Annotated in this window: 14 protein-coding genes; 7 read left to right on the top strand and 7 right to left on the bottom strand. The window is 68.1% G+C overall.

Going from position 1 to position 23,325, the window contains the following annotated elements; translation table 11 throughout:
• Positions 1 to 79: 79 nt before the first annotated feature.
• The 7 genes from KK483_RS02485 to KK483_RS02455 all read right to left on the bottom strand — a co-directional run bounded on the left by KK483_RS02485 (position 80) and on the right by KK483_RS02455 (position 7,259).
• The gene (locus KK483_RS02485) at positions 80 to 1,585 is read right to left on the bottom strand and encodes an ATP-binding protein (protein ID WP_262003312.1); all 1,506 of its coding nucleotides are present in this window, start codon (positions 1,583 to 1,585) and stop codon (positions 80 to 82) included.
• Positions 1,586 to 1,604: 19 nt separating this feature from the next.
• Complete coding sequence (locus KK483_RS02480) at positions 1,605 to 2,060, bottom strand: DUF6238 family protein (protein ID WP_262003311.1); 456 nt, start codon at positions 2,058 to 2,060, stop codon at positions 1,605 to 1,607.
• Positions 2,061 to 2,103: 43 nt separating this feature from the next.
• Positions 2,104 to 3,573, bottom strand: coding sequence for an SCO6880 family protein (locus KK483_RS02475; protein WP_262003309.1), 1,470 nt, complete (start codon positions 3,571 to 3,573; stop codon positions 2,104 to 2,106).
• An 89-nt stretch (positions 3,574 to 3,662) separates the two neighbouring features.
• Positions 3,663 to 5,033, bottom strand: a complete 1,371-nt coding sequence (locus tag KK483_RS02470; protein ID WP_262003308.1) for an ATP-binding protein — start codon at positions 5,031 to 5,033, stop codon at positions 3,663 to 3,665.
• 31 nt (positions 5,034 to 5,064) lie between these two features.
• On the bottom strand, positions 5,065 to 5,751 hold the full coding sequence (locus tag KK483_RS02465) for a hypothetical protein (protein ID WP_262003306.1): 687 nt from the start codon (positions 5,749 to 5,751) through the stop codon (positions 5,065 to 5,067).
• Positions 5,751 to 6,059, bottom strand: a complete 309-nt coding sequence (locus tag KK483_RS02460) for a DUF6112 family protein (protein ID WP_039649441.1) — start codon at positions 6,057 to 6,059, stop codon at positions 5,751 to 5,753. Before KK483_RS02460 ends, KK483_RS02465 begins: the two co-directional genes overlap by 1 nt.
• A 72-nt stretch (positions 6,060 to 6,131) precedes the next feature.
• Positions 6,132 to 7,259 carry a C40 family peptidase gene (locus KK483_RS02455; protein WP_262003302.1) on the bottom strand — a complete coding sequence of 376 codons (1,128 nt, stop codon included), beginning with the start codon at positions 7,257 to 7,259 and terminating at the stop codon, positions 6,132 to 6,134.
• Positions 7,260 to 7,895: 636 nt separating this feature from the next.
• Between KK483_RS02455 and KK483_RS02450 the strand changes: the two genes are divergently transcribed.
• From KK483_RS02450 to KK483_RS02420, 7 genes are all read left to right on the top strand, one after another.
• Positions 7,896 to 8,645: a site-specific DNA-methyltransferase gene (locus KK483_RS02450; protein ID WP_262003300.1), complete on the top strand. Its 750-nt coding sequence runs from the start codon at positions 7,896 to 7,898 to the stop codon at positions 8,643 to 8,645.
• Positions 8,646 to 9,234: 589 nt separating this feature from the next.
• Positions 9,235 to 10,824 carry a TIGR02677 family protein gene (locus KK483_RS02445; RefSeq protein WP_262003299.1) on the top strand — a complete coding sequence of 530 codons (1,590 nt, stop codon included), beginning with the start codon at positions 9,235 to 9,237 and terminating at the stop codon, positions 10,822 to 10,824.
• A complete protein-coding gene (locus KK483_RS02440) occupies positions 10,806 to 12,227 on the top strand; it encodes a TIGR02678 family protein (RefSeq protein WP_262003298.1) in 1,422 nt (473 codons plus the stop codon). The genes KK483_RS02445 and KK483_RS02440 overlap by 19 nt, the downstream gene beginning before the upstream one ends.
• Positions 12,224 to 16,558 (top strand): TIGR02680 family protein, encoded by a 4,335-nt coding sequence (locus tag KK483_RS02435; protein ID WP_262003296.1) that lies wholly within the window; start codon positions 12,224 to 12,226, stop codon positions 16,556 to 16,558. Before KK483_RS02440 ends, KK483_RS02435 begins: the two co-directional genes overlap by 4 nt.
• Entirely contained in the window at positions 16,558 to 17,820 is a 1,263-nt protein-coding gene (locus KK483_RS02430; RefSeq protein WP_262003294.1) for a TIGR02679 family protein, read from the top strand. The genes KK483_RS02435 and KK483_RS02430 overlap by 1 nt, the downstream gene beginning before the upstream one ends.
• A 1,022-nt stretch (positions 17,821 to 18,842) precedes the next feature.
• Positions 18,843 to 20,051: a serine/threonine-protein kinase gene (locus KK483_RS02425; RefSeq protein WP_262009319.1), complete on the top strand. Its 1,209-nt coding sequence runs from the start codon at positions 18,843 to 18,845 to the stop codon at positions 20,049 to 20,051.
• 106 nt (positions 20,052 to 20,157) lie between these two features.
• On the top strand, positions 20,158 to 23,319 hold the full coding sequence (locus KK483_RS02420) for a DEAD/DEAH box helicase (protein ID WP_262003292.1): 3,162 nt from the start codon (positions 20,158 to 20,160) through the stop codon (positions 23,317 to 23,319).
• Positions 23,320 to 23,325: the final 6 nt, after the last annotated feature.

Below are 23,325 nucleotides of genomic sequence, written 5' to 3'. Positions count from 1 at the left end.
CGTGATGTGACGACCGCGAGGGGGAGCCGGGGCGGCGTGGGCCGGCTCCCCCGGGGGCGCGTGAACGGGAGCGGACGGCTCAGGTATGCATCCGGGCATCCGTGTCGAACAGCTCGCGCTCGTGCGGGTGGAGCAGATGTTGAGTAATGAACGACCGGCCCGCGACCTTCCACAGGCCGCGCCCCTTGGTGAGGGCGGAGACGGCCTGGGTCTCGACGCCGGTGAGGCCCAGCAGGGCGGCGGCGGAGCCGAGTTGGTCGGCTTCCTGGCGGTAAATGATCCGGGTGGAGCAGTCGGTGAGCAGGCCCTCGGCGAGCGCGCGGCCCCGGGAGCCGGCGTCGCCCGCGGTGAGTAGGTCGCTGAGGCGGTGGATGACCATCATGTTGGCGATGCCGAGCCCTCGGCTGAGCTTCCACTGGCTCTGCATGCGTTCCAGCAGGGCGACGTGCCGCATCACGCGCCATGCCTCGTCGTAGATCACCCAGCGCCGTCCGCCGGTCGGGTCGGAGAGGGCGGACTCCATCCACGCGGAGGCGCAGGTCATCGCCAGGACGAGTGCGGTGTCGTCGCCGGCGCCGCCGAGCCGGGACAGGTCGATGGAGAGCATCGGCGCTCCGGGGTCGAAGGCCACGGTGCTCGGCGCGTCGAACATGCCGGCCAGGTCGCCATGGACGAGGCGCCGCAGTGCGTGGGCCAGGTCCTCGGCCGCCCGTCCGAGGCGTCCGGACAGGTCACCGAGTGCGGCGTCGAGCCGCTCGGGCGCGCCGAGCACGTACGCGACGTCGCCGAGCAGCGGGGTGGTGCCGACGGCCCCGGCGTGGGCGACTGCCTGGTCGAGTGCCACGTCGAGGGCGGTGTGCTCCATCGGGTGCAGGTCACGCCGCAGAACGGTCTTCGCGAGCGAGCCGAGGAGCAGCAGGCGCCGCTTGCGGACCTCGCCGGCCCAGTCCTCCTCGCTGACGCCGTACGGCCTGGCGGGGGCGTCCAGCGGATTCAGCCGGCCGGGAAGACCGGGGCCGAGGGCGATGGTCTGCCCGCCCAGCGCCTGGGCGACCACGGTCCATTCGCCCTTGGGGTCGCACGGCACGTAGATTCGGTAGCCGAAGGCGACGGCGCGTACGGCGAGGGACTTGGCCAGGGCGGACTTGCCCATGCCGATGATCCCGGCGAGCAGGATGTTCGGGTTCGTGAAGCCGTCGAGCCGCCCGTACAGCGCGAACGGGTCGTAGGTGAAGGCGGCCTCCGCGTGTACGTCTCGGCCCACGTAGATGCCCTGGGCGCCCAGACCGCCCTCGGCGAGGAAGGGGTAGGCGCCGGACGCGGTGGCGGTGGTCATCCGGTGGGCGGGGAGCTTGAGCCGGCCGCCGCGGGCGGAGGCGGGCCCGGGGCGGCCGGCGGCCGGGTAGGTGGCGCGCAGCCCGGGATCGATGCCGGTCGCGGTGCGGCGGGCTTCGGGACGGGCGGCGTGGCGGGCCTTGTCGCGGGCGGCGGCGAACTGGTCGCGAGCGGCGCGGGCCGTGCGGCGGTCGGTGTTGCGGGGGACGAACAGCGGACTGGCGCTGGCGCGGGTGGTTCGGGTGGGCATGGCGGTGGTGCTCCGGTGGTCAGTGGCGGATCAGGCCGGTGAACGGGTCGCGCAGGTCGGCCGGGGTGTGGTCACGGCGGACGCGGGCGGCGGTGGCCAGGTGGCGCTGGCACACGGTGAGGTCGGGTGCGCCCTCGGGAAGGCGGGCCCGGCATGCCTCCCGCGTGGGGAGGCGGCCGGTGACTCGCTGCGGGGCCGCGTGATAGGCGGCGTGGAGGTGCTCGGCTGCCTGCCACAGCCGGATGCGGCAGGCCCGCAGGTGATCGCCCTCACCGGTGGCCACCGGGGTGGTCCGGGCGGTGTGCGCGTCCAGCAGCCCGTACAGGGCGACCAGGTGGGCGTGCAGGGAGTCCAGTTCGGTGCGGCTGGCGGCGACCGGGGCGACGGGCATGTTGATGGCCCGGTGGAAGTCGAGCGCTGCGGTGGCGAACGGGACGAAGTCCGAAGCCAGTTCGGGCAGGGGCTCGGTCGGCATGGGGTGCCCTTCGGTAGAGCGCGGTCGGTGGTGCTGGGCCGCGCTACGGGCGGGCGAGCGGCAGAGCGGCGTTGGTGAAGGCTTCGGCCTGCTGCCAGGTCAGCAGGCGCAGGTCGACGAGGGCGGCGACGGCCGCGGTTTCGACGGCGGCGCAGGCGGCGTTGAGCTCCTCGCGGGTGTCCGCGCTCACGGTGAGCAGGCCGGTGAGGGCGACGTCGGCGTGTCCGGCGATGAGCTGGCGCTCGCGCTGCTTGATGTCGGCGTACTCGACCGAGTCTTCCTCGGAGTCGACCTGGCCCTTGCGGGCCCGCTCGGCGGCGTCCGCGATCACGGTGGCCTTCTTGCGCTGTACGTCCTTCAGGGCGGCGTCCAGTCCCTTGGGCTCGTAGGTCAGCGAGAGGGTGCGGCGCACGCCGGTGGTGAACAGGAGCTGGTGGAGGAACCCGGGGCTGGTCTCGATGCGCGGCCAGTTCTCGATCCAGAACGTGGCGTGGTGGGCCGAGTCGGTCTGGATACGGTCGGCCTTCTCGACCAGGACGACCGGCCCGGCGGCAGCGGGGTCGGCCTGCGGACGGCCAGAGTCGGACCACCGGTCGAGGCCAGCCGACGCCTTGGGGTCGTACGCGGTACGGATCACGGCGGCGATCTCGCGCGCGGGCAGCCAGCCATTCGGTGTGAGCCCGGAGGTACGGGCGGACTGGTCGAAGGTGGAAGCGAGCTGGGCCAGTACGGCGAAGGCTCCGGTGAGTCCGCCGCCGGCCTGGTTGATCAGGCGGCGGGCGGCCTTGAGGTCGAGCGCGAGGGCGACGTACGCCTCGTGCGGGGCGGCGGCGGGGCCGGCGGCGGCCAGCAGGTCGCCGTAGATCGGACCGGCGAGCGGGGTCTGGGCGTTGCCGTGCTCCTGCCAGTAGCGGTTGAGTGCGTCTCCGGAGTCGGGAACCGTGCGCTCAAGCACCTGGACGCGGGCGATGTGCCCGCTGCGTGAGAGCGCGGCCAGCGTGCGGCCCCAGCCGGAGACGTTGCCGGCCTGGGCGGCCGGGTCCAGCAGGGCGAAGGCGCGGGAGGAGACCTTCACCACGGCCGTGAGGGTGGCCTGGTGCGGATCGTGCACCGCGCCGAGGCGGCCGTCCGGCGAGGAGACCACCCGCAGGGACGCGGCCGTGCCGGGCAGGTGGAGCAGACCCTCTCGCCGCGGCCGGGTTGAGGGACGGGCGAGCCAGATCAGCTGCCCCCGGAAGCGCCGCAGCGCGTATCGGATCGCGATCGGCGTCCAGTCGGCGAGTGCCCGTCCGCGGTGGCGGATGAAGACCGCCGCGAGAACGACGGCCCACAGCGGTACGAGCTGGAGCGCTCCGGTCACACCGGAGGTGAGCAGCACCCCGAGAAGGAGCAGCCCGCAGACCGCGACGACGATCAGCTGAGGGGCCGACAGGCCGAGCAGCACGCCCCGCCGCGAGCGGTGAGGAAACTTGACGGTGGCCGGACCGTCGGGGTGAGAAGCGTCAGAGAGCATGGCGAAGCCGTCCTTGGAACATGAGGAGAAAGAAGAAGAGGAAGACGGGGTGGGCCGGGCGGGCCCCGGCCCACCCCGTCAGCTCCGGGCTACGAGCCCGAGCGGTCCGCTGGCCCGGGATAGATCCACCGCTGCGGGGTGGCGCCGCCCTGCGGAGGAGGACCGCTGCGCCGCGGTGCCGGCGGGTCCAGGTGCGTGACCTGCGGCGCCGAGACCGAGGCGCCCTGTGGCGTAGGTCCGGAGACCGCTGGCGCCGAGTCAGCTGCCTGGCCCCCACCGGGGCGCTGGATGAGCGGGACTCCGCGGTCGCCGTCCGTCGGAGGACGGCGGATCAGCGCCCGGCCCTTGTCGCCAGTCGCGTCCGGATCCTCACCGAAGCGGAAGTGGGTCTGCTTCGGCTTCGTGTCACTACCGGATCCGCCCGTCGGGTCGATCCCGGAGGCGACGCCACCGGAGCCCTGGCCCGGCACCTTCGCCGGCCCCTGCGGAGCCCGCATTCCCGTGCCGGCCTGGACCGCGAGCTGCCCCGCGGTCTTCGCCGCGCCCGCGGCGACCGCCATGCCGGCGACGCCGGTGCGGTGCAGATCGTCGTGGCCGCCGCCGTCGGCCGCCCAGTGCACGAACTTGTACGTGGCGTAGGGGCAGAGCAGCACCAGGACCATCACGACGATGCCCGCGATCGCGTCCGACAGGGCGCTCAGCCCGTCGCTCGCGTCCGTCTTGCCCATGGCCGAGACGCCCAGCAGGAACACCATCGTCATCAGGAGCTTGGAGACGATCAGGGTGCTGGTCGCCTCGATCCAGCCGCGCCGCCAGCGCCGCGCGACCTCCCAGCCGCCGCCGGCCCCCGCGAACACGGCCAGGGTGACCAGGACCAGGATGCCGACCTTACGGGCGACCATCACCGCCCAGTAGAGGAAGGCACCCACCGCGCAGCCGAGCGCGACGATCGCGGGGACGCCCCAGCCCAGGCCGTACATCGCCCCCAACTCGTTGACCTTGATGATGCGGCGTACCGCGTCGTCCACGGAGCTGTTGGCCGCCTTGAACAGGCCGGCGCTGAGCGCGTCGACTACAGTGATCGCGACGGTGGTGCAGGCGATCGCGGCGAACGCGAACAGGACGCCGGCCACTGTTCCGTACACCGCCTGAGCGAGGGCGCGTTCGTCCCGGCGCCAGGCGGCACGGGTGAGCTGCAGGCAGAACGTGCCGACGGTGAGGATGAGGCCGATGGGCAGGATCAGCTCGTAGTTGCTCCTGAACCACTCGGCGTTGAGATCGATGGCCGTGGTCCGGTCGACGGCCTTCGAGGCCAGGTCAGCTGCGGCCTGGGCCATCTCGCCCATCGACTTGGCGATCCAGGCACCGATGCCGTCCGTGACGGCTTCGCCGGTCGCGCCGACGACACCGCCTACGGTGTCGCAGACCGTACTCATCAGAGGAAGGTCGCAAGCCCCCATGAGGGCACCTCCTTACACAGGTTGAGGGCGATCACGACGCGACGTTCGGCAGGACACCGACGAGGGCGCAGTCGCGGTCCGGTCGGCACTGGACGGCGAGGGTCGTCGAGCGGGACTCGGCTCCGGCACCGGAGCCCTTCCAGGCGATGGACTGCTTGCCGGTGGCCGTGACGGCGTAGACGTACGCCTCGGTGATCGCGCCGGGGTCCTGGGCCAGGGCGGTCTTGAATGCCTGCGGGAAGTGGCCCTCGCCGACCGCGGCGTCGGCGTGCTGCCCGTTGTCGTGCATCCGCGACCACAACACCGGGCTGGGCACCTGGTCCGAGACCGACTTCCAGTCCGCGTACTTCTTCTCGCTGGTCATCCACTGCTTGAGACCGGCCAGGTGCTCGGCCTGCGAGCACGACCGGGTGTCGTACGTCCACAGGACCTTGGTGGCGGCCTTGGCGAACTCGATCGGATCCGTCGTCCTGGGCGGCGCGGCCACCGGCACCCCGGCGTGCGTGGTGGCGGCAGGGGAGGGCGACGTCGAAGAGGACGCCGGCGCGGGGGTGGCCTTCGGCGCGGCCGGGCTCTCCGCACGGGTGACGTACGCGACCAGACCGGCGACGGCCAGCAGGACAGCGAGGACGATGCCGCCGATCGAGGCGCGGCGCAGAACCGAGGACGGGGCTCCGTGCCTCCGCCCCCTGGCGGAAGGGAAGCGATTCTTCGACATCAGTGAACCTGCGTCCCCATCGCCGAGAAGAACGCGACGACGCCGTTGGCCGCGCCGAGCAGGAGGGCGCAGCCGGCGGCGACGACCGTGCCCTTCTTACCGTTGGCCTCGGCCTGGTGGCCTCCGCTGTGGTGGCCCCAGGCCCAGACGATGGCGGAGATGGCGAGGGCGCCGACCGTGGCGATGATGCCGAAGAGGTTGATGCTGCCCATGACCTTCTTGAGGACGTCGAGGCCGGGCAGACCGCCCTCGCTCGGTGTGACGCCAGGGTTGTACGCCAGCATCTGAGCGTGCTGAATGAGCTTCATTGGAACTCCAGTACGAACATGGGCGCGCGAAGGCCCGGAAGGGGAGGAGTGAGAGGGGGAGAGGGGGGCCGGTCAGACGATCCGGCGGGCGGCGAGCACGTCCGGCCGCCAGTCGGCGAGGGTCGAGATCTTGACCACGTCACCGGTACGCGGAGCATGCAAAATCAGGCCGTCACCGATGAACATCCCTACGTGTTCCGGAACTTGGGCCGTGCCGCGAGTGAAGAGGAGATCGCCCGGCTTGAGGGCATCGACGCTGACCGCCTTGCCCTCCTTGACCTGCGTGTACGTGGTCCGGGAGATCGAGACGCCCCCGGCCTTGTACGACATCTGCATCAGGGACGAGCAGTCGCAGCGGCCCATCGGGTCCTGGCCACGCGGATCGGTACACGCGCCACCCCACTGATACGGAGTGCCGAGCTGACCGAGACCCCAGCGGATGGCGGTGCGGACCGACTTGGGCGCATCAACCGGGATCTTGTAGTCCTTGGGGACGGAGCCTGCGGGGATCGGACCGAATTTGGCCCCGTCCTCACCGGTGCCGCACCCGCCGGGAGCCGCATCCGTCTGCTCGCCCTCGTCGCCTCCGTCGGAACTCGACTCATCCGACAGCGACGTGGCGATGGCCTTCTGTAGAGCCGTGCCCAGCGGCTCCCACTTGGCGTAGGCGTCAGGAAAGCCGCTCTTCTGGACCGCCTGTGCCGCCTGCGTGACGGTCATCGACTGCCAGCCTGGGACCTTGAGTAGAGCCTCGTAGAACCTCGTCGAGGCGTGCACCGGATCGCGGACCTGCTGAGCCGTTCCCCAGCCCTGGCTTGGGCGCTGCTGGAATAGGCCGAGCGAATCCCGGTCGCCGTAGTCCAGATTCCGCAGCCCCGACTCCTGCAGGGCCGTGACCAGAGCCACGACCTGCCCCCGGGCCAGTACCTTCATGGCGACGCCCGTGGCCTGGATCGTCTTGGCGTTCGGGATCTGCTCCGCGGGATCGTCCAGCCCCGGGACCGACAGGGTGGCCTTCCCACCGCCCTTGAGGATCGACTTCACCTGCTTGGCCACCGCCGCAGAATCCACAGCCTGTGCATCGCCGCTCGCACAGGCGGCCTGGGCACTGCTCGCGCCGGCCAGAGCCATCGCGAGCGGGGCGATCAGCAGCAGTGGCCCAAGAGCCACGGACCCGACTATTGCCGCGCCCGCCTTCACGGCCGCAGGCCGTCCGCCGAGCAGAGGTCGCAGGAGTCGGACGTCGGGGAAGGGCGTGCCTGGGCATGCTGCATCAGCAGCTCCTTACTCGTAGGCAGCGCGGCACCAGCGTTCTCGTCGAAAAGGTCACCGGCACCGCACCGGTCAGAAATCACAACACCTGAGATCAGGGAATGGAGATTCCAAGGGCCGGGAGCGGCTAACTCCCGACCCATGGGGACCCCGTTACTGGAGAGCGGCAGCCAGCCGCGCTCTAAATCTCACACGCCACACGGAGAATCCCCTCGCCGAAATATCAGGCCGTTTCGTGAGCGCCTCTGGGCCGCCGCTTGGACGAGGCGACACGCATCAGTACAGCTCAACAGAGCGGGAGCTGAGCCCCGTCCGTCGAACACGGCGAGACTGTAGAGACGAATTCCGGCCGCACCAAACGACGCCTCGTCTGGCAGCCGGCGCCCGTGATGTGGCGGCAGAGCGTCATTAGGTGCGGCCGGGAATGGTGGTTACTCTCCAGCCCATCGCTCTCCTCAGGCGGCTGCTTCTGTGGCATCCGGGAGCGGATCACGCCGATGTGCGCGGTATTCCGGGAACGCGGAATCCCGCACGACCGTCCCCGCGGAAAGAGAGAACCGCACAATGTCGTACACCCTGCACCGAGGCGACGCGCTGACCGCGCTCGCTGGCATCCCCGACAACAGTGTCGATGCCGTGATCACGGACCCGCCCTACAACAGCGGTGGCCGAACCAGCGGCGAACGAACCGGCCGCAGTGCCCGCGCGAAGTACACCTCGGGCGACGCCGAGCACGACCTCGCCAACTTCCCCGGCGAGAACCGCGACCAGCGCTCGTACGACTTCTGGCTCACTCTCCTGCTCACCGAGTCCTACCGGGCCACCGCCGAGTCGGGCGCCGCGCTCGTCTTCACCGACTGGAGGCAACTGCCCACCACCACCGACGCGCTCCAGGCCGCCGGCTGGACCTGGCGCGGCATCGCCTCGTGGCACAAGCCGGTCTCCCGACCGCAGAAGGGCCGGCTCAAGCAGTCCTGCGAGTACATCGTCTGGGGCACCAAGGGCCCGGTCGACCCAGACCGGAACCCCGTCTACCTGCCCGGCCTCTATACCGCGAGCCAGCCCCGGAAGGACCGCGTACACATCACACAGAAGCCCGTGGAGGTGATGCAGGAGCTGGTGAGGATCTGCCCGCCGGGCGGAACCGTCCTCGACCCCTTCACCGGCTCCGGCACAACCGGCGTCGCCGCCCTGCGCGAGGGCCGCAAGTTCATCGGCGTCGAGCTCTCCGAGCACTACGCCCACATCGCTGAGCAGCGGCTGCGGCGCGCGCTGACCCAGGACGACTTCGAACTCGCCGGGCCAGAGGAGTGAGAGTGAGAAGCCCAGACAGCGGGCGCGGCATGCAGAGAAGGGCGGTTGTTCCAACAGTCAGGTGGAACAACCGCCCTTCCCCTGTACGGGGAGTCGCCCAGCTTCGATGCTCCGCTGAATGAGATCGGTAGCCCGTGCGAGGTCTTCGCGCGAGCCGACCCGCGCCGCTGCCCATTCCCATGACCCCCACGCCTTGGATGTCTCGGAGAACCTGTCGTGCAGCTCCACGCCACGGCTTACCGAGCGGCAATGCGCACCTCGGCGCCACGATGCCCATGTACCGCTCCAGGTCGTGTTGTTGCACCGTGTCGAAGGCCAGACACTCGCGCTCCAGCCACCGCAGGTCCCACCAGCAGATACGCGTGCGTACTCTGCGTGCCCGAGCCGTCATGCCGGCGCAGAAACCGGGCGGCCTCGGCGTGGACCGTGCCCTACGGCCACACGATCGTCCACGACCCTCGGGCGATGGCTGCCCGGCGGCTTGGCCGTTGAGCGGCGTCAGGGGCGACCGATTTCCGGGCACTCCGGCGTGATTGTCAGTGGCAACTGTCAGGGTAGGAGCAGTAGATGCGAACGAGGGGCGGTGTAGGTGCTGCAGCGTGATGACTCGGGAATCGCAGAGTCGTTCGATCTTGATTCATTGACGGTGGGCGACCGGCTGAGACTGTTCAACTTCACTCAGCGCGATAACCATGTCGCGTACTTGTGGGTGCTGCGGGCGATGAATGTGCTGCGGGCTGTGCACCAGGTTCAGGTCCACACCGATGACGTGGCTAAGGCCTTGAGTGAACTTGCGGCAGCGCACGACGAGGTGCCGAGTGCTAAGGACCTGAACCTGCGGGCCATGCTCGACAACCTCGCGGCCGAGGATGAGCAGGTCCTCTACAAGGTGGAGGACGCGACGCGGTGCGGCAATCTTGCTGCCTACCGCAACCGCCAGTCGGTGTACCAGTTCACGGAGATCGGCTACCGCGTCTACTGCGCAGTGGAAGAGGTCATCGGGTCGCGGGTCCAGGACGCAAACCTGTCGCGTCTGGTCTTCGCCGACATCCTGGCGGACTTCAAGGCCCTGGCCACCGCGAACCGGCAGGGCGACCAGGACGAGGTCTACCGCAAGCTCACCCGGCTCGACAGCGTGTTGGAGGACATGACCCAACGGGCAGCGCGCTTCTATTTGACGCTCAACGACGTAGTGCGTACGACGGACATATCCCCCGAGACGTTCCTCCGGTACAAGCATGCGCTGCTGGCCCACATGAGCGAGTTCACGGCCGAACTGGAACGCTATGCGCCCCGCCTGGCTGAGGCTGTGCATGAGGTGGAGGACACCGGGGTGGAGACGCTGCTGGAGCGGGCGGCCGCAGCGGACGAACGGCCCATGATGCGCCCGGCTGTACGGCTGGAGGACTGGCGGCGGCGCTGGATGGGGCTGCGGCAGTGGTTCTTGGCCGATGGCACGGACGGGTCCAGGGCAGACCAGTTGCAGGGCGCCACTCGCTCCGCGATCTCTGGGGTCATCGCCTTGCTGAGGCAGGTCACGGAGTCACGCAGAGGCGGCGTGAGCCGCACTACTCAGCTGCGGCATCTGGCCGCGTGGGCTGCCGCGGCACCGGATGAGCTAGCGGCGAACGCTTTGGTCGCCGCCGCTTTCGATCTGCGCTCCGTACGGCATCTTTCGGGCGCCCACGACGATGACGACCAGATCTCGCCACGTTCGACGTGGTGGGAGGCGCCGGGCGTGGAGATCAGTGTCAGCCTCTTCAAGCACGGTAAGAGGCCAGCGCAGGGAGGTCCGCAGCCGGTGCGGAAGTCCCGGGGCGCGCACGCCCGCCTGCGCGAGGCACAACTGGCAGAGCGGGCCGCGGAACGGAGCGCGGCGGAAACCCTCCTGGAGCACGGACCTCATGATCGAGTACTGAACCAGGCGGAGACTCGCGCCGTGCTCAAGCTGCTGACCCGCGCCCTGGAGGCGCGAACGGTCGTCGCGGGACGTCTGCGCTCGGGTACCGGCAGCAGCGATGTGCTGACGCTGCGTCTCGTGCCCAGTGAACGCGGGAGTCGCGTGCGGACCGAAACCGGCACGCTGCACCTGCCCGGTTTCGCCCTGGAGATCAAGCCCCACGGTGCGATGCGTCGCCGTCTCGGATCGGAGGCGCCCAGATGCCTGCCCATCGCGTAGCCGCATCCGTGGAGCCCGCGGACCTCAGCTCGTACCAGCAGGCGGCCCGGCTCATGTTGTTACACAGCGTGGTCACCGAAACCTACCCGCGGACCAAGGCGCTTGCGTCGGTCCTGCAGTGGGCCGACGAACTGACGAAGGACTTCCGGGACCTTTTCGGATACACGCTGTCCACGAGTGCCCGTCATGCTCGCCTGCTGCGGCGGCTGGATGCCTTCGACGAGAGCCAGGCCTTTCTGACGGTGAAGAGCAAGAATCCCTTCGACCGGCGGCGACTCGCATACCTGTGTCTGGTCCTGGCGTGCCTGAACCGGTCGCGGATGGAGATCACCCTCGCCGATCTCGTCAAGTTCCTTGGCCCGTACGCCAACGCCATCGAGCATCTCGGCTTCGACGCGACGGCAGCGGGCCACAAGGACGCGGTCGTTGACGTGATGGACTGGCTGGTCGACCGAGGGGCGCTGCGGATTTCCGATGGTTCCACCGAGGACTGGGCCCGTGATCACGATCGTGGGGACGCGCTGTTCGACATCGACCACGACGCCTGCGCAGCCCTCTTCAAGCCCAACAGGCCCTTGCAGCACCTGACGAGTGCCGCCGGTCTGCTGGACACCCCGACCGCAGGAACCGGGCGGGACCCGCGTCGGCGTTGGGCTGCCCAGCAGGCCCGACGGATGCTCATCGAGCACCCGGTGGTCTACTTCGCCGGCATTGACCCGGAAACCGCGATTGCGCTGCGCCAGCCCACCCTGGCCGAGGACATCGCGCGTCTGACCGGTCTGCCCGTCGAGCGCCGGGCTGAGGGGATCATGCTTGTCGATACCACGGGGCGCTTCACGGACAAGCGTTTCCCGGGGCGAGGAGGAGCAGTCAACCGGACCGCCGGTCTGATACTGGCGAAGATCGCGGACCTGCAGGAAGACCCCGACCGTTCCGGCAGCCTGCAGAGCCTTCTCCCACCTGACCCGCGAGAAGAACACGAGGACCTCCTGAGTCGCATCGACATGGCCCTGCCCGACGCTGGCACGCTCGAAGCCCTCGCCTATGACCCGCAGACAGACAACGGCCAAGAGACGCACGGACCAGGAACGGAAGCCCACGCAGCCGAACAGCGGGCGGGCCTGCCATTCGTTGAGCAAGGCGTGCTGGAGCAGATGATCACCGAGCTCTACGAGGAGTTCGGTCCGTCCTCGTTCACCAACAAATGGCAGGGCGATCCAGGAGGGCTCCTGGCCGAGGCCCTCTCTCTGCTGGCAGACCTGCGCCTGGTGCACCTCGTCCCCGGGGGAATCCTCGTGTGCCCTGCCGCGGCGCGTTACCGCAATATCACCGCCGTGCTGCCTCGACCTGCGTACGAAGGTCAGTTCGCCCTCGACTTCCCCCTTGAGGACACCTCTCGATGACGCTCATCCCGCATCCCCGCAATGCCGAGTATCCGGAGGCCCGATTCAAGCCCACGCGGGCGGGCGTGATCGGCCTGTGGGACTACATCGACGAGGAGTTCGTCTTCGCCGACGGTCGCCTGGTGCTTCGCGGGCACAACGGATCCGGCAAGACCAAGGCCCTGGAGGTGCTCTTCCCCCTCGTGCTGGACGGCGTCCTAGACGCGCGACGGCTGGATCCGTTCAGTGGCGAGGAACGGACCATGAAATCGAACCTGCTCTACAAGAAGCAGGAGTCCGCATACGGCTATGTATGGATGGAGTTCGCCCGCACTGCGCCTGACGGCAAGGTCATCGAGGCTGTTACCGCTGGCATCGGCATGCGAGTGACGAAATCGATGCCCTCGCCGGCCCGCCTCTACTTCGTCACCGATGGCCGCATGGGCCTCGACTTTGGTCTCCTGGACGATGCCTCGCGGCCTCTGCGGGAAAGGGCACTGGCGGAATTGCTGGGCGCGGATGCCACGTACGAGACGGCAGAGGCATATCGCGATGCCATCGACGACCGGCTGTTCGGCCTTGGGCGCGAACGCTACGGCCAACTGATCAACCTGCTGCTCCAGTTGCGGCGCCCTCTCCTGGCCAAGGACCTGGATCCGGTCAAGGTGTCTGACACCCTCACCGCGGGTCTGCGCCCCGTCGACGAAGACCTGATCAAGCAAGCCGCCCGGGACTTCGAGAACCTCGCAGAGATCCAGGCGCTCCTCAATGCCTTGGCCGGGGCCGACACAGCCGTACAGAACTTCCTGCGTGAGTACACCAGTTACCTGCAAGTCCACGCCCGAGACCGCATAGACCAGGTCAAGGAGCGCACACAGGCCACGGCCGATGAGTGCGCCAAGATCCTTCAGGCAGCGGAGGAGCGGCGCACCGCCGACGGGCAACTGGCTGAGGCACGGCAACGCCGGTACACCGGTGAACGGCAGTGCAAAGAGATCGACACACGTCTCGCCACCCTCAGGAATCATGACGCCGTTACGCAGCAGAAGGACCTCGACGAGCTACGTGACCGAGTGCGCGACGAGAACCAGGGCATCAAAGACAGCGACCGCCTCCTCAACGGCGCTTGGGGGCACCTGGCCACTCTCAAGGGTGAGGCAGAGAAGGTCGGCGAGCGGTGCGAGAAACTCAACGCAGCCGCATCACGGCACACCCGAGACCTCTTGGACGCGGCACGCCGCTCCGGCATCCTCCTCGAAGAGGACGCACTGAACTTCGATGCCGCGTTCCAGGCGCACGTCGTCGGCTACACGACCGCGCGCGAAGCCGAACTCGAGGATGTGCGCCACCATCTCACCGCAGTCGAGCAAGCTATGGAGGATCAGGGCCGCGAGCAAAAACGTGTGGATATCGCAGCTGCTGAACTCACGGAGACCGAGCAGAAGTCAGCTGCCGCCGCCGATCAGCTCAGCCAGGCGCGCGCAGAGGCCGCCCAGGATCTCGACCAAGTCATCGCTCGCTGGACCAGCGACGGCGAAGCCGCGGTTCTCTGCCCCGCCGACCGTGCACCCCTGCTCGCTGATTTGGCCGCCGCAGGAGAGCCGGCGGCGACCCCGCTGCCTGAGGTCTTCCGCTCTCTCACTGATCAGCGCCGAACTGCAGCCCTCACCCGCGTCGAAACGCTCAAGAGGCAGTACGACGACATCTCGGATGCCCTGCACAAGACGCGAAGCGAGCGAGACAGGGTGGCAGCTGAAGAAGACGAGGCACCTCCGCTCAGCGACCTGCGACCCGCCAACAGAGAGGGAAGGCCAGGCGCTCCGCTGTGGCAGCTCGTACGGTTCGCCGATCACATTCCCGATGACCACGCTGCCGCGGTGGAAGGCGCCCTGTACGCGGCCGGGTTGCTCACCGCATGGCTGCACCCCGGCTCGGAGGCCACCGACCAGGCACTGCGCGATAAAGTCGCCGACGCCTATCTGCGTCCACTGCCCGTCACGCAACGGCCCACCGGGAGCACACTGGCCGACATCCTGGTTGTCGAAGACCAGGAACATGTGAGCCCCGAAGGTGTGCAAGCCGTCCTCGCTTCCATCGGTGTCACGGACGAAGCTCCGACAGCCGACAGAGACATCGACACGGATGGCGCCCCTTGCATCACCGTCGGGTCGCATTTCTCCCTCGGCGTTCAGGTCGGTGCCCATCCCAAGGAACAGCCGGAGTACATCGGAGCCACTGCACGGGCTGCACGCCGACGTGAGCGGCTGAGCCGCCTCGATGGGGCCATCACCGTGCTGGAGACCCAGCTCACAGATGCCGAGGGTCAACGGAAGTACGCCCAGGAGGTGTTCGACGACTTCGACCGCGCGCGCTGCCAGCTCCCCAGCACCCAGATGATCGACGAAGCGGCACGCCAGGTGGCGGTGATCGCCAGCGATCTCGCCGGAGCTCGCCGCCGCCTTGAGAAGGCTCGCAAAGACCTTGATGGTGCTGTTGCCCGTGCACACGAGAAGAAGCGGCTGCTGAGACAAGCCGCCACTGCCGCGCGGCTTCCTACGACCCGTGAGGAACTGAAAGGTGTCGCCCAGGCCGTCACCGATTTCGGCGCTGCCGGCAAGGAGCTTGCGGTATGCCGAGAACAGATCGATGAGGCCGAGAAGGACCTCGTGGGCCGCAAAGAGATTATCGAAGGGCAGGCGCAGACCTACGCCGAGGAGGCCGAGCAGCTGCAGACACGCAAGGATGCTTTCGCCGTCCTGGAAGAGCGGCTACGTACGCGACAAGAGACGCTTGAAGCACCGCTCCGGGAGATCCTCCAGAAGATCAAGGTGGCCGAGGGGCAGCTGGCGGAAGCAGGGAAGGCACACCGGCGTGCGGTGAAGGACGTCGAAGAGCAGCGTGACCGGCTTATGAAGGCCAAGAACACTCTGGAGTTCGTCGGCGACGCCCTGACGACCGCCGTGCGCGAGCAGGTACGAACGACACTCACCCTTGAGCCGTACGCCCGGCCGGACCTGCTCGGCCTACTCGACGCAGTGGTGGACACCGTCTGGGTACCGCGCGAAGTGTGGCCATCTGCCGAGGAGACCGTGCGGCGACTCACGGACACGCTGACTGCCCACGACACCTCGGTCACCGGCATCGAGGCAGCCCGCAGCGCCGTCCCTGCGACCGTCATCTCCCTCGTCGACGCACTCGACGAAGCCACTCAAGGCCGCCGTATCACCGAGAGCCTCCTGAAGACCGCCACCACAAAGATCTCCACGGCCATCACCACACTGGAAGGCGCCCTGCTCGGATCCGATCAGGGCTACCTCTTCGAGTGGGAGCAGGCCGGCGACATCATCCTGGCGAGGGTCACAGACAGCGAAGGCCCGGCGCCGGTCGCGGACTTCGGGCGCCGATTGGCCGAACAACTCGCCGATCAGCGGGTATTGCTGGAGGAGAAGGAACGTACCGTCCTTGAAGACGGCCTGCTGACCGGGCTCGCCCAGCAGATTCATAGCCGCACCATTGCGGCCCGCGATTTGGTCAGGAACATGGACGCCGACACCCGGGCCAGGCCGATGTCGTCCGGGACGACGGTCGGTATCCACTGGGTGACTTCCGACAGCCTGACCGACCCTCAGAAGGCCGTCAGCAAGCTGCTGGAGAAGGACGCGTCCGGACTCGACTCTGCGAGCCTGGCCGAACTCCGCTCCCACCTGCGCAGCCAGATCCGCACCAAGGCCGCCGCAGACAAAAAGCAGAGCTACCAACACGTGATCGCCGAAGTCCTTGACTACCGATCCTGGCGCAAGTTCGAACTGCGGCTGTTCCGCCCGGGCATGAGTGAGGAGGAGAGGAAGAAAGGAGAAGTTCTCACCAAGGCCAAACACAGTGTGATGTCCGGCGGTGAGAAGTCCGCCTCCATCCACCTGCCACTCTTCGCCGCCGCCCACGCCCAGTACAGTTCCGCCTACCCCACCTGCCCACGCTTGATCGCCCTCGACGAGGCGTTCGCAGGCATCGATGAGAAGTACCGCCCTGACCTGCTCGCCCTCACGGCCAAGTTCGACCTCGACCTCTTCATGACCGGCTACGACCTGTGGATCACGTATCCCGACGTGCCGCAGATCTCGCACTACGACATGAAGCACGACGAGGCATCGCACACCGTCTCCGCCATGCTGCTGGTCTGGGACGGTGAACAGATCCTCGACGATGTCGGATACCCCGGATCTGAAGATCTGGCCGCCGAGCTGCTCAGCTTCCGGCCAAGCCGCCACGTTCCGGCCCACGCGGGGTTGCTCACCGACGTACCTGAGGAAGAGGCGGCAGACACCGGCACTGAGGAAAACGAGGGGGAGTAATGAGTCTGCCGGCGTCCGACGCATACGAGCGCTACCGTGGCCCCGAGTTCCGCCGCCTTCTTGGGGCCGCCCGGCGCTCTCTTGAACGCAATGGAGGCGAGATCACCGGCTCCATCGGCCTGACAAATCCAACGACAGAAGAGCGCAACGCCATCATCGGCATCACAGGCGCGTACCGCTCGGCGGATGTCCGCCGTGTCTCTCTTCCGCTCGCGGCACTGGACCAGAATGTCCGCAACGTCACCGGCGCCTCACTCCGCGACGTCTTGGAGCGAATGGGTCCTCCGCTGCGGTTTCGAGCCGACGAACGCAGCGCCATCGATCAGGCCCGCCAGCAGTTGCTGGCCGAGGGGGAGGCCAGCGCGCTCCACGCCGAGAATCCCTGGTACAAGGAGTGGCTGAGTGGCCTAGCCTCCGACGGGACGATCACTGGGCTGATCAATAAGGAGGACGGCCGCCTCCTCGGCCAGGCCATCCGTGTTCTGGAATACCTCTATGCCCGCGCCAGCGGTTCGCCCCCGATCATGCTGGCCGCCTTGGCCGATGCGACCACGGGAAACACCAAGGCCCTCAACCCTGGCCAAGGCTCGCTGCCGACCCTCGTACTCCGCGCGCTGGCAACAGCACGAGGAGTTCCGCTCAAGGCAGGAGCCGAGGCCCGGCGTGAGCTCTGGGACGCGTTCGACGTCATCGTCGACGACCTGGCCAGCCGTGTCCTTGTCCTCAACCTGCCGGCGGCTGGTCGAGGGCTGGGGGAGTGGCTCGCTGACGCGGCTCGATACGGCACCCCCTTCCACGTCACACTTCACCAGCTGGTCACCTTGCCTGTCACCGTTCACCTGCCCCGGGTGTACGTGTGTGAGAATCCAGCCGTCCTCCGCCGCGCTGCCGGAGAGCTCGGCGCGAGCAGCCCGCCGTTGATCTGCGCCGAAGGCCGACCGTCAACGGCCTTCCACCGACTGGCCCGCTTGATCGTCAACGGAGGGGGCCGGCTCCTCTACCACGGGGACTTCGACTGGCCGGGAATCGACATGACCAATCAGCTCATCGGCCGTTACGGAGCCGAGCCCTGGAAGATGAGCGCTGAGGATTACCTGGAGGGGCTCCGGACCGAAGACGACCACGTTGCCTTGTCCGGGAAGGCCCGTAGCACTTCATGGGACCCGCGTTTGAGCAATGCGATGCAGGAGCATCAGGCGGCTGTCTACGAGGAAGGCGTCGCTGACGCCCTCCTGGCGGATTGGGGTGGCCAGCCCTTGTGAACGACGGCGATTTTGGCTCTGACCCCGGTCAGCTTCACGTAGACGTCGCCGAAGTCGACCTTCGCCTCGACGCCTGGCCGGTGCGACTGCGGGATGAACACCTGGGCGGGCCCCGTACCTCCTTCATCCGGATCTGCGGTCGGCGGCGGGCCACGTATTCACGCACCAGCGAGTACGAAATGCCCTGCATACAGAACTCGTCGATCAGCCGGACGTAGATCCGCTGCACCGTATGCCGCTGCTTGCAGCGCGTCCAGATCCGCCCTCAGTATCTGATCGATGGCGCGCTTGAACGGGTCCAGCTGAGACGAACAGGGAGGCGGCTTGCGGCGTGGGGCCCTACCATGCCGAGGACAACGCCTCGCGCACCGTTCTGCGGTGCACGTCGTACTTACGGGCCATGGCCCGTATCGACAGCCCCTCGGTACGAGAGTCCCGGCGGATCGCCGCGAAAAGATCGACTTTGGACTGCGGCCGCATCGGAGCCTCCCCAACGCTGGACGCACATCGGTACTCCCACCGCAAGAAGGGCAGTGGGGCCCAAACTCTCTCACATCAGGTTGCTCCCCACGCCGGTGGAGCCATCGCTGACAAGTGGAGCCACGAACTGCTGTCAAAGCCAACCAAGGCCTCACAGGAGTACCAGGATGTGACCGGCCTCTGCCGCTCCGAGCCAGCGGAGGTCAGGTGGTGCGATAAAGCTATGAGCCTGCTTCGTCCGCCGGGCCTGCTCTCAGGACAGCCACGCGTAGGTCCGTGGGCCCTGCTGAGGAATCTGGACGGACCGGGGTGACATTCCCTGAGATCACTGAGCCGCATCTATAGCTGCATGATTCCGGACATAGCGCCCGGAAGCTCGGCCCAGTCCGATGTGATCACTTCCTCCTATGGGATGCCGATCAGTACGCTGTAGCGGTGATTCGTCGGTGTCCATGCCCCTCGTGCCTTGTTTCTTCTACGGTGGAGCGGACGCATGCGCCGAGCCAGGCCGCGCTGTCGTTGCGGGAGTCAGGGGGTGTGCGGTGAACGGCGCGACTCTGCCGTCGCGTATCGGTCCGTACCTCGTCGAGCGGAGGCTCGGCGCAGGCGGGATGGGGGAGGTATACCTCGCCTACTCGGTCGCGGGTGAACCAGTCGCCGTGAAGGTGATCCGGCCCGACCGCACGGATCCGCACACGCGCGCCCGGTTCGAACGCGAGGCGGCGATGGCGCGTACGATCTCGGGAACGGGGCGTGTGGCGCGTTTCATCGAGGCGGATCCGTTCGCTGAGCAGCCTTGGCTGGCCATGGACTACGTTCCCGGCCGCCCGCTCTCCGATGTCGTGAAGGACCAAGGTCTGCTGTCCACGCCACTCGTGGCGAGCCTTGGCGCGCTGTTGGCCGAGGGGCTTGCCGCCGTGCACGCCGCGGGGCTGGTGCACCGCGACCTGAAGGCGCAGAACGTCATTCTCGGAGACTTCGGTCCCGTGATCATCGACTTCGGTCTCGGTGCCTTCGTCGGGGCATCCAAGGGATCGCTCACACAGGCCGGTGTGGTCATCGGCACAGTTCGCTGCATGCCGCCCGAGCAGGCACTGGGTGAGCTGGACGTGACGCAGGCCGCTGACGTGTACGGCCTCGGCACCGTGCTTCTGTACGCGGCGACCGGGCACTATCCGTACGACGGCGCCCGGTGGGAGGCGGTGGCCGCTCAGGTGGTCAACGCCGAGATCGGCCCCGACCTGTCCGGGCTACCCGCCGAACTGACCTCCGTCGTATCGGCCATGCTGGCACACAAGGCGGAGGACCGTCCCTCCCTGGAGGACGTAACCCGCCAGTGTGCTGATCTGATGCGGTTGCTGGGTACAAGTCCGGCCCGGGCACGGCGTGCTCTGATCCAGGAGACGACGCCGAAGGACCATCCCACGACGGTGCTGCCTCAGCCTGACACGCCCATGCTGGACCGGCTCGACTCACTTGAGAGGCAGCTGCGCGAACAGTCGGCGTCCCCAGCGGAGAACATCCCCGCCTCGCCGTCCGACGTTGAATCCGCTCCGGACACCCCGGCCGAGAGCGATGTCGAGAACGGCGTGGAGAACTCGTCCCCGCCCGTGCAGAAGCCCGAGCCCGGGAGCGGAAGCACGGCTGAACCCACGCCGAAAAGGGGCCGTCCTCCCGCTTCCCGGCGGGTCGCCGACGAGCTGCGCAAGCGCTACGCAATGGGGCCGGCACTCGCCTGGTCGAGGCGCTGAACCGCTCTTCCTCACCTTTCGCCGACGGAGCCGGTCCAGGGCGATACAAAGGGTGGGCGGCAGCACACCGCACATCACGAGCACACAGTCCACAGAGGAGCACCACGTGACCACGGCGATGCAGCCCGAGGTTCCTGAGGCGCGCGACGCTGATGCGGCGCGGTCGGCGTACCCGGCCGGTGCGAAGCCGACCTTCGCGCCCGGCGCCCAGGTGCGCATCCGCCATGAGCAGTGGCTCGTGAAGTCCGTCGACGAGTCCCGCGACGGAATGATGGTCGAGGTCAGCGGGGTGTCCTCGTTCGTCCGGGGCACGGACGCGGTGTTCTACTCCGACCTTGACCAGATCGACGTACTCGATCCACGCAAGACCCGGCTCAAGCCCGACGACACATCCAGGCACGCCAAGGCCCGCCTCTACCTGGAGGCAGTCATCCGCAAGACCGCGCTGCCGCAGACCGAACACGGCATCGCGCTCGCCGACTCCTTCCTCATGGACCGGCAGGAGCACCAGCTGCGCCCCGCCGAGCTGGCGCTGTCCATGCGCAACCCGCAGCCCCGGCTGCTGATCGCCGACGTGGTCGGGCTGGGCAAGACGCTGGAGATCGGCATCACGCTCTCGGAGCTCATCCGGCGCGGGCGCGGCGAGCGCATCCTCGTGGTCACGCCCGCCCATGTGCTGGAGCAGTTCCAGCGCGAGCTGTGGACCCGCTTCGCCCTGCCGCTGGTGCGCCTGGACTCCACCGGCATCCAGCGCATCCAGCAGGAGATCCCGGCGGGCCGGAACCCGTTCGCCCACTTCAAGCGCGTCATCGTCTCCGTCGACACCCTCAAGTCGGCGACTTACGCCCACCACCTGGAGAACATCACCTGGGACGCGGTGGTCATCGACGAGTCACACAACCTCGTGAACAAGGGCACCCGCAACAACCGCCTTGCCCGCCGTCTCGCCGAGCAGACCGATGCGCTGATCCTGGCATCCGCCACTCCGCACAACGGCGACGCCGAATCCTTCGCCGAGCTGATCCGGATGCTCGACCCAGCGGCGATCGCCGACCCCAAGAACTACAAGGTCGCCGACCTCGACCACCTCTACATCAGGCGCACCAAGTCCGACCGCGAGGTACGCGACGGCCTCAAGAACAAGCCTTGGGCCGAACGCGGCGACTCCCTTCCGGTGCCGGCTCCGGCGACCCGGAGGGAGGTCGCCGTCCTGGAGAAGCTCGCGAACGAATGGACGCCGGGCGATCCGAACCGTTCGTCGGTCTGCGCCGATCCCCTGGTCGGCTACAACTTCCTGAAGGCGTTCCTCTCCTCCCACGTCGCGCTGCGCCATTCCCTGGCCAACCGGCGTGCCTACCTGGACAACCCGAAGAGCGTCACGGCAAAGGGCAAGGCCAAGACCGCGCCGGACACCCCCGAGCGCCGTGCTGCTCTCGCCGCCGAGAGCAAGGCTCTCGCGGAGCTGGAGGCGCTGGTCGCGGACTTCACCGACCAGGACTCCGCCAAGCTCGACGCTCTCGTCCGCACGCTGAAGGACGACCTCGGCGTTGGCCCGCACTCCGAGCGCCGCGTCGTGATCTTCTCGGAGCGGGTCCAGACCCTGGACTGGCTGGGCCAGGAGGTCCCGGCCCGACTTGGCTTCAAGAAGAAGAACCTGGCCAAGCCCGACAAGATGCGTCCCTGGAAGGCGTACGACGGCGCCGTCGAGGTCATGCACGGCGATACCACCAACGATCAGCAACAGCAGGAGATCGTCGACCGCTTCGGCCGGCGCGAGGAGCCGGTGCGGCTGCTGTTCACCGGTGACATCGCCTCCGAGGGCGTCAACCTGCACCACCAGTGCCACGACCTTATCCACTACGACCTGCCCTGGTCCCTGATCCGTATCGAACAGCGCAACGGACGTATCGACCGCTACGGGCAGGCGGTCAGCCCCGAGTTCCGTGCGCTCACCCTCACTGCCGACGTGCCCTGGCGGCTCGATGAGGAGAGCGGCGAGATGCTCACGCTCGACGACCGGCTCGTCGGCACTCGTCTGCTGCGTCGCGAGGCCCAGGCGCACGAGATCGAGACCGGTGAGGGCAGCGCCGAGGCCGTCACGGGTCTCTACGACGACAAGAAGGAAGAGGACCGCCTCACCCGCGACCTCATCAAGGGCGGCACCGTCGAGCGTTCTATCAAACAGTCCCAGCAGGAGTCCGGTGGGGTCCTTGCGGGGCTCCTCGCCGGCGCCAACGCCCGGCTTGCCGACCCGTCGGCTGCTCCGGCCACTCTCGGCACGGCCGCGGTGCCCGAGGCCGACGTACCCCACGTCTTCGCCGACACCAAAGCGTACTTCCACACCGCCGTGGACCTCATCTACCCGCAGGCCGAGCGCGAAGCCCTCGACTGGAAGCCGGAGACGGCGGGTGGCCGCATCGAGTTCACTCCGCCCGACGACCTGCAGTACCGCTTCCGGGAGCTACCGAAGTCGTACCTGGAGCAGGAGAAGATCCTTACGACACCTAAGTACGACGGCACGCTGCGCATCACCTTCGACAAGCAGTATGCCGCCGACCGGCTGGAGGCCGCCCGTAACGCCAAGCAGGGCAAGACCGACGAGCCCACGTCCCAGTGGCCCAATGTCTCCTACGTCTCCGACATCCACCCGGTGCTCGACTGGGTGACGGACAAGGTCCTCGCCAAGCTCAAGTACGACGAGGCGTTCGTCCTCGCCTACCAGCCAGATGTAGCCAAGGCCAAGCGGATCGACGCCGCTCTTCCTTCAGCCCTCACCGGCCCGGTCTATCTCCTCCAGGGCGTCTACTCCAACGCGGCGGGCAAGCCGACGGTCGTGGAGTGGATGGCCGTCACTGACCTCGCCGAGGCCACCCCTCGCGTATGGCGCATGGACTCGGCGTTCCTCGCCGCCTGCGGCGTGGGCCCTGACATGCCCGGCCGCGGCCAGCCCGTCGACCCCGACCTCCTCCAGGAACTCGTCCCCGCGGCCGTCGACGCGGCCGAGACCCACCTGCGCGAGCGCCGCGCCGACTACGACAAGCAGGTCGACTCCTACCTGGCCCCGTACGAGGACCGTGTGCAGGTCTGGGAGCAGGGCGCCCTGATCGCCGTAGGCAACCAGGAGCGTCGCCGCAAGCAGGTGTACGACACCGCGGCCCGCCGCCGCGACCTCGTACGCCGTCTGCGGACCGACGGCGACCCGATGCTGCGGGTCCTCGGCGTTCTCGAACCCCTCCACGCCACCACCGTCTCCGCCGTACACGCTTAGGAGTCC

This window comes from Streptomyces sp. FIT100 (genome assembly GCF_024584805.1).
In the GTDB taxonomy this organism is placed as follows: Bacteria; Actinomycetota; Actinomycetes; order Streptomycetales; family Streptomycetaceae; genus Streptomyces.
Note: the sequence above shows the minus strand (reverse complement) of the source record. Positions and strands in the feature narration are given on the sequence as shown.

Bases quoted from the DNA above. Each gene is read 5' to 3' on its own strand.
- KK483_RS02485 (WP_262003312.1), bottom strand. From the start codon at position 1,585: ATGCCCACCCGAACCACCCGCGCCAGCGCCAGTCCGCTGTTCGTCCCC.
- KK483_RS02480 (WP_262003311.1), bottom strand. From the start codon at position 2,060: ATGCCGACCGAGCCCCTGCCCGAACTGGCTTCGGACTTCGTCCCGTTC.
- KK483_RS02475 (WP_262003309.1), bottom strand. From the start codon at position 3,573: ATGCTCTCTGACGCTTCTCACCCCGACGGTCCGGCCACCGTCAAGTTT.
- KK483_RS02470 (WP_262003308.1), bottom strand. From the start codon at position 5,033: ATGGGGGCTTGCGACCTTCCTCTGATGAGTACGGTCTGCGACACCGTA.
- KK483_RS02465 (WP_262003306.1), bottom strand. From the start codon at position 5,751: ATGTCGAAGAATCGCTTCCCTTCCGCCAGGGGGCGGAGGCACGGAGCC.
- KK483_RS02460 (WP_039649441.1), bottom strand. From the start codon at position 6,059: ATGAAGCTCATTCAGCACGCTCAGATGCTGGCGTACAACCCTGGCGTC.
- KK483_RS02450 (WP_262003300.1), top strand. From the start codon at position 7,896: ATGTCGTACACCCTGCACCGAGGCGACGCGCTGACCGCGCTCGCTGGC.
- KK483_RS02440 (WP_262003298.1), top strand. From the start codon at position 10,806: ATGCCTGCCCATCGCGTAGCCGCATCCGTGGAGCCCGCGGACCTCAGC.
- KK483_RS02435 (WP_262003296.1), top strand. From the start codon at position 12,224: ATGACGCTCATCCCGCATCCCCGCAATGCCGAGTATCCGGAGGCCCGA.
- KK483_RS02430 (WP_262003294.1), top strand. From the start codon at position 16,558: ATGAGTCTGCCGGCGTCCGACGCATACGAGCGCTACCGTGGCCCCGAG.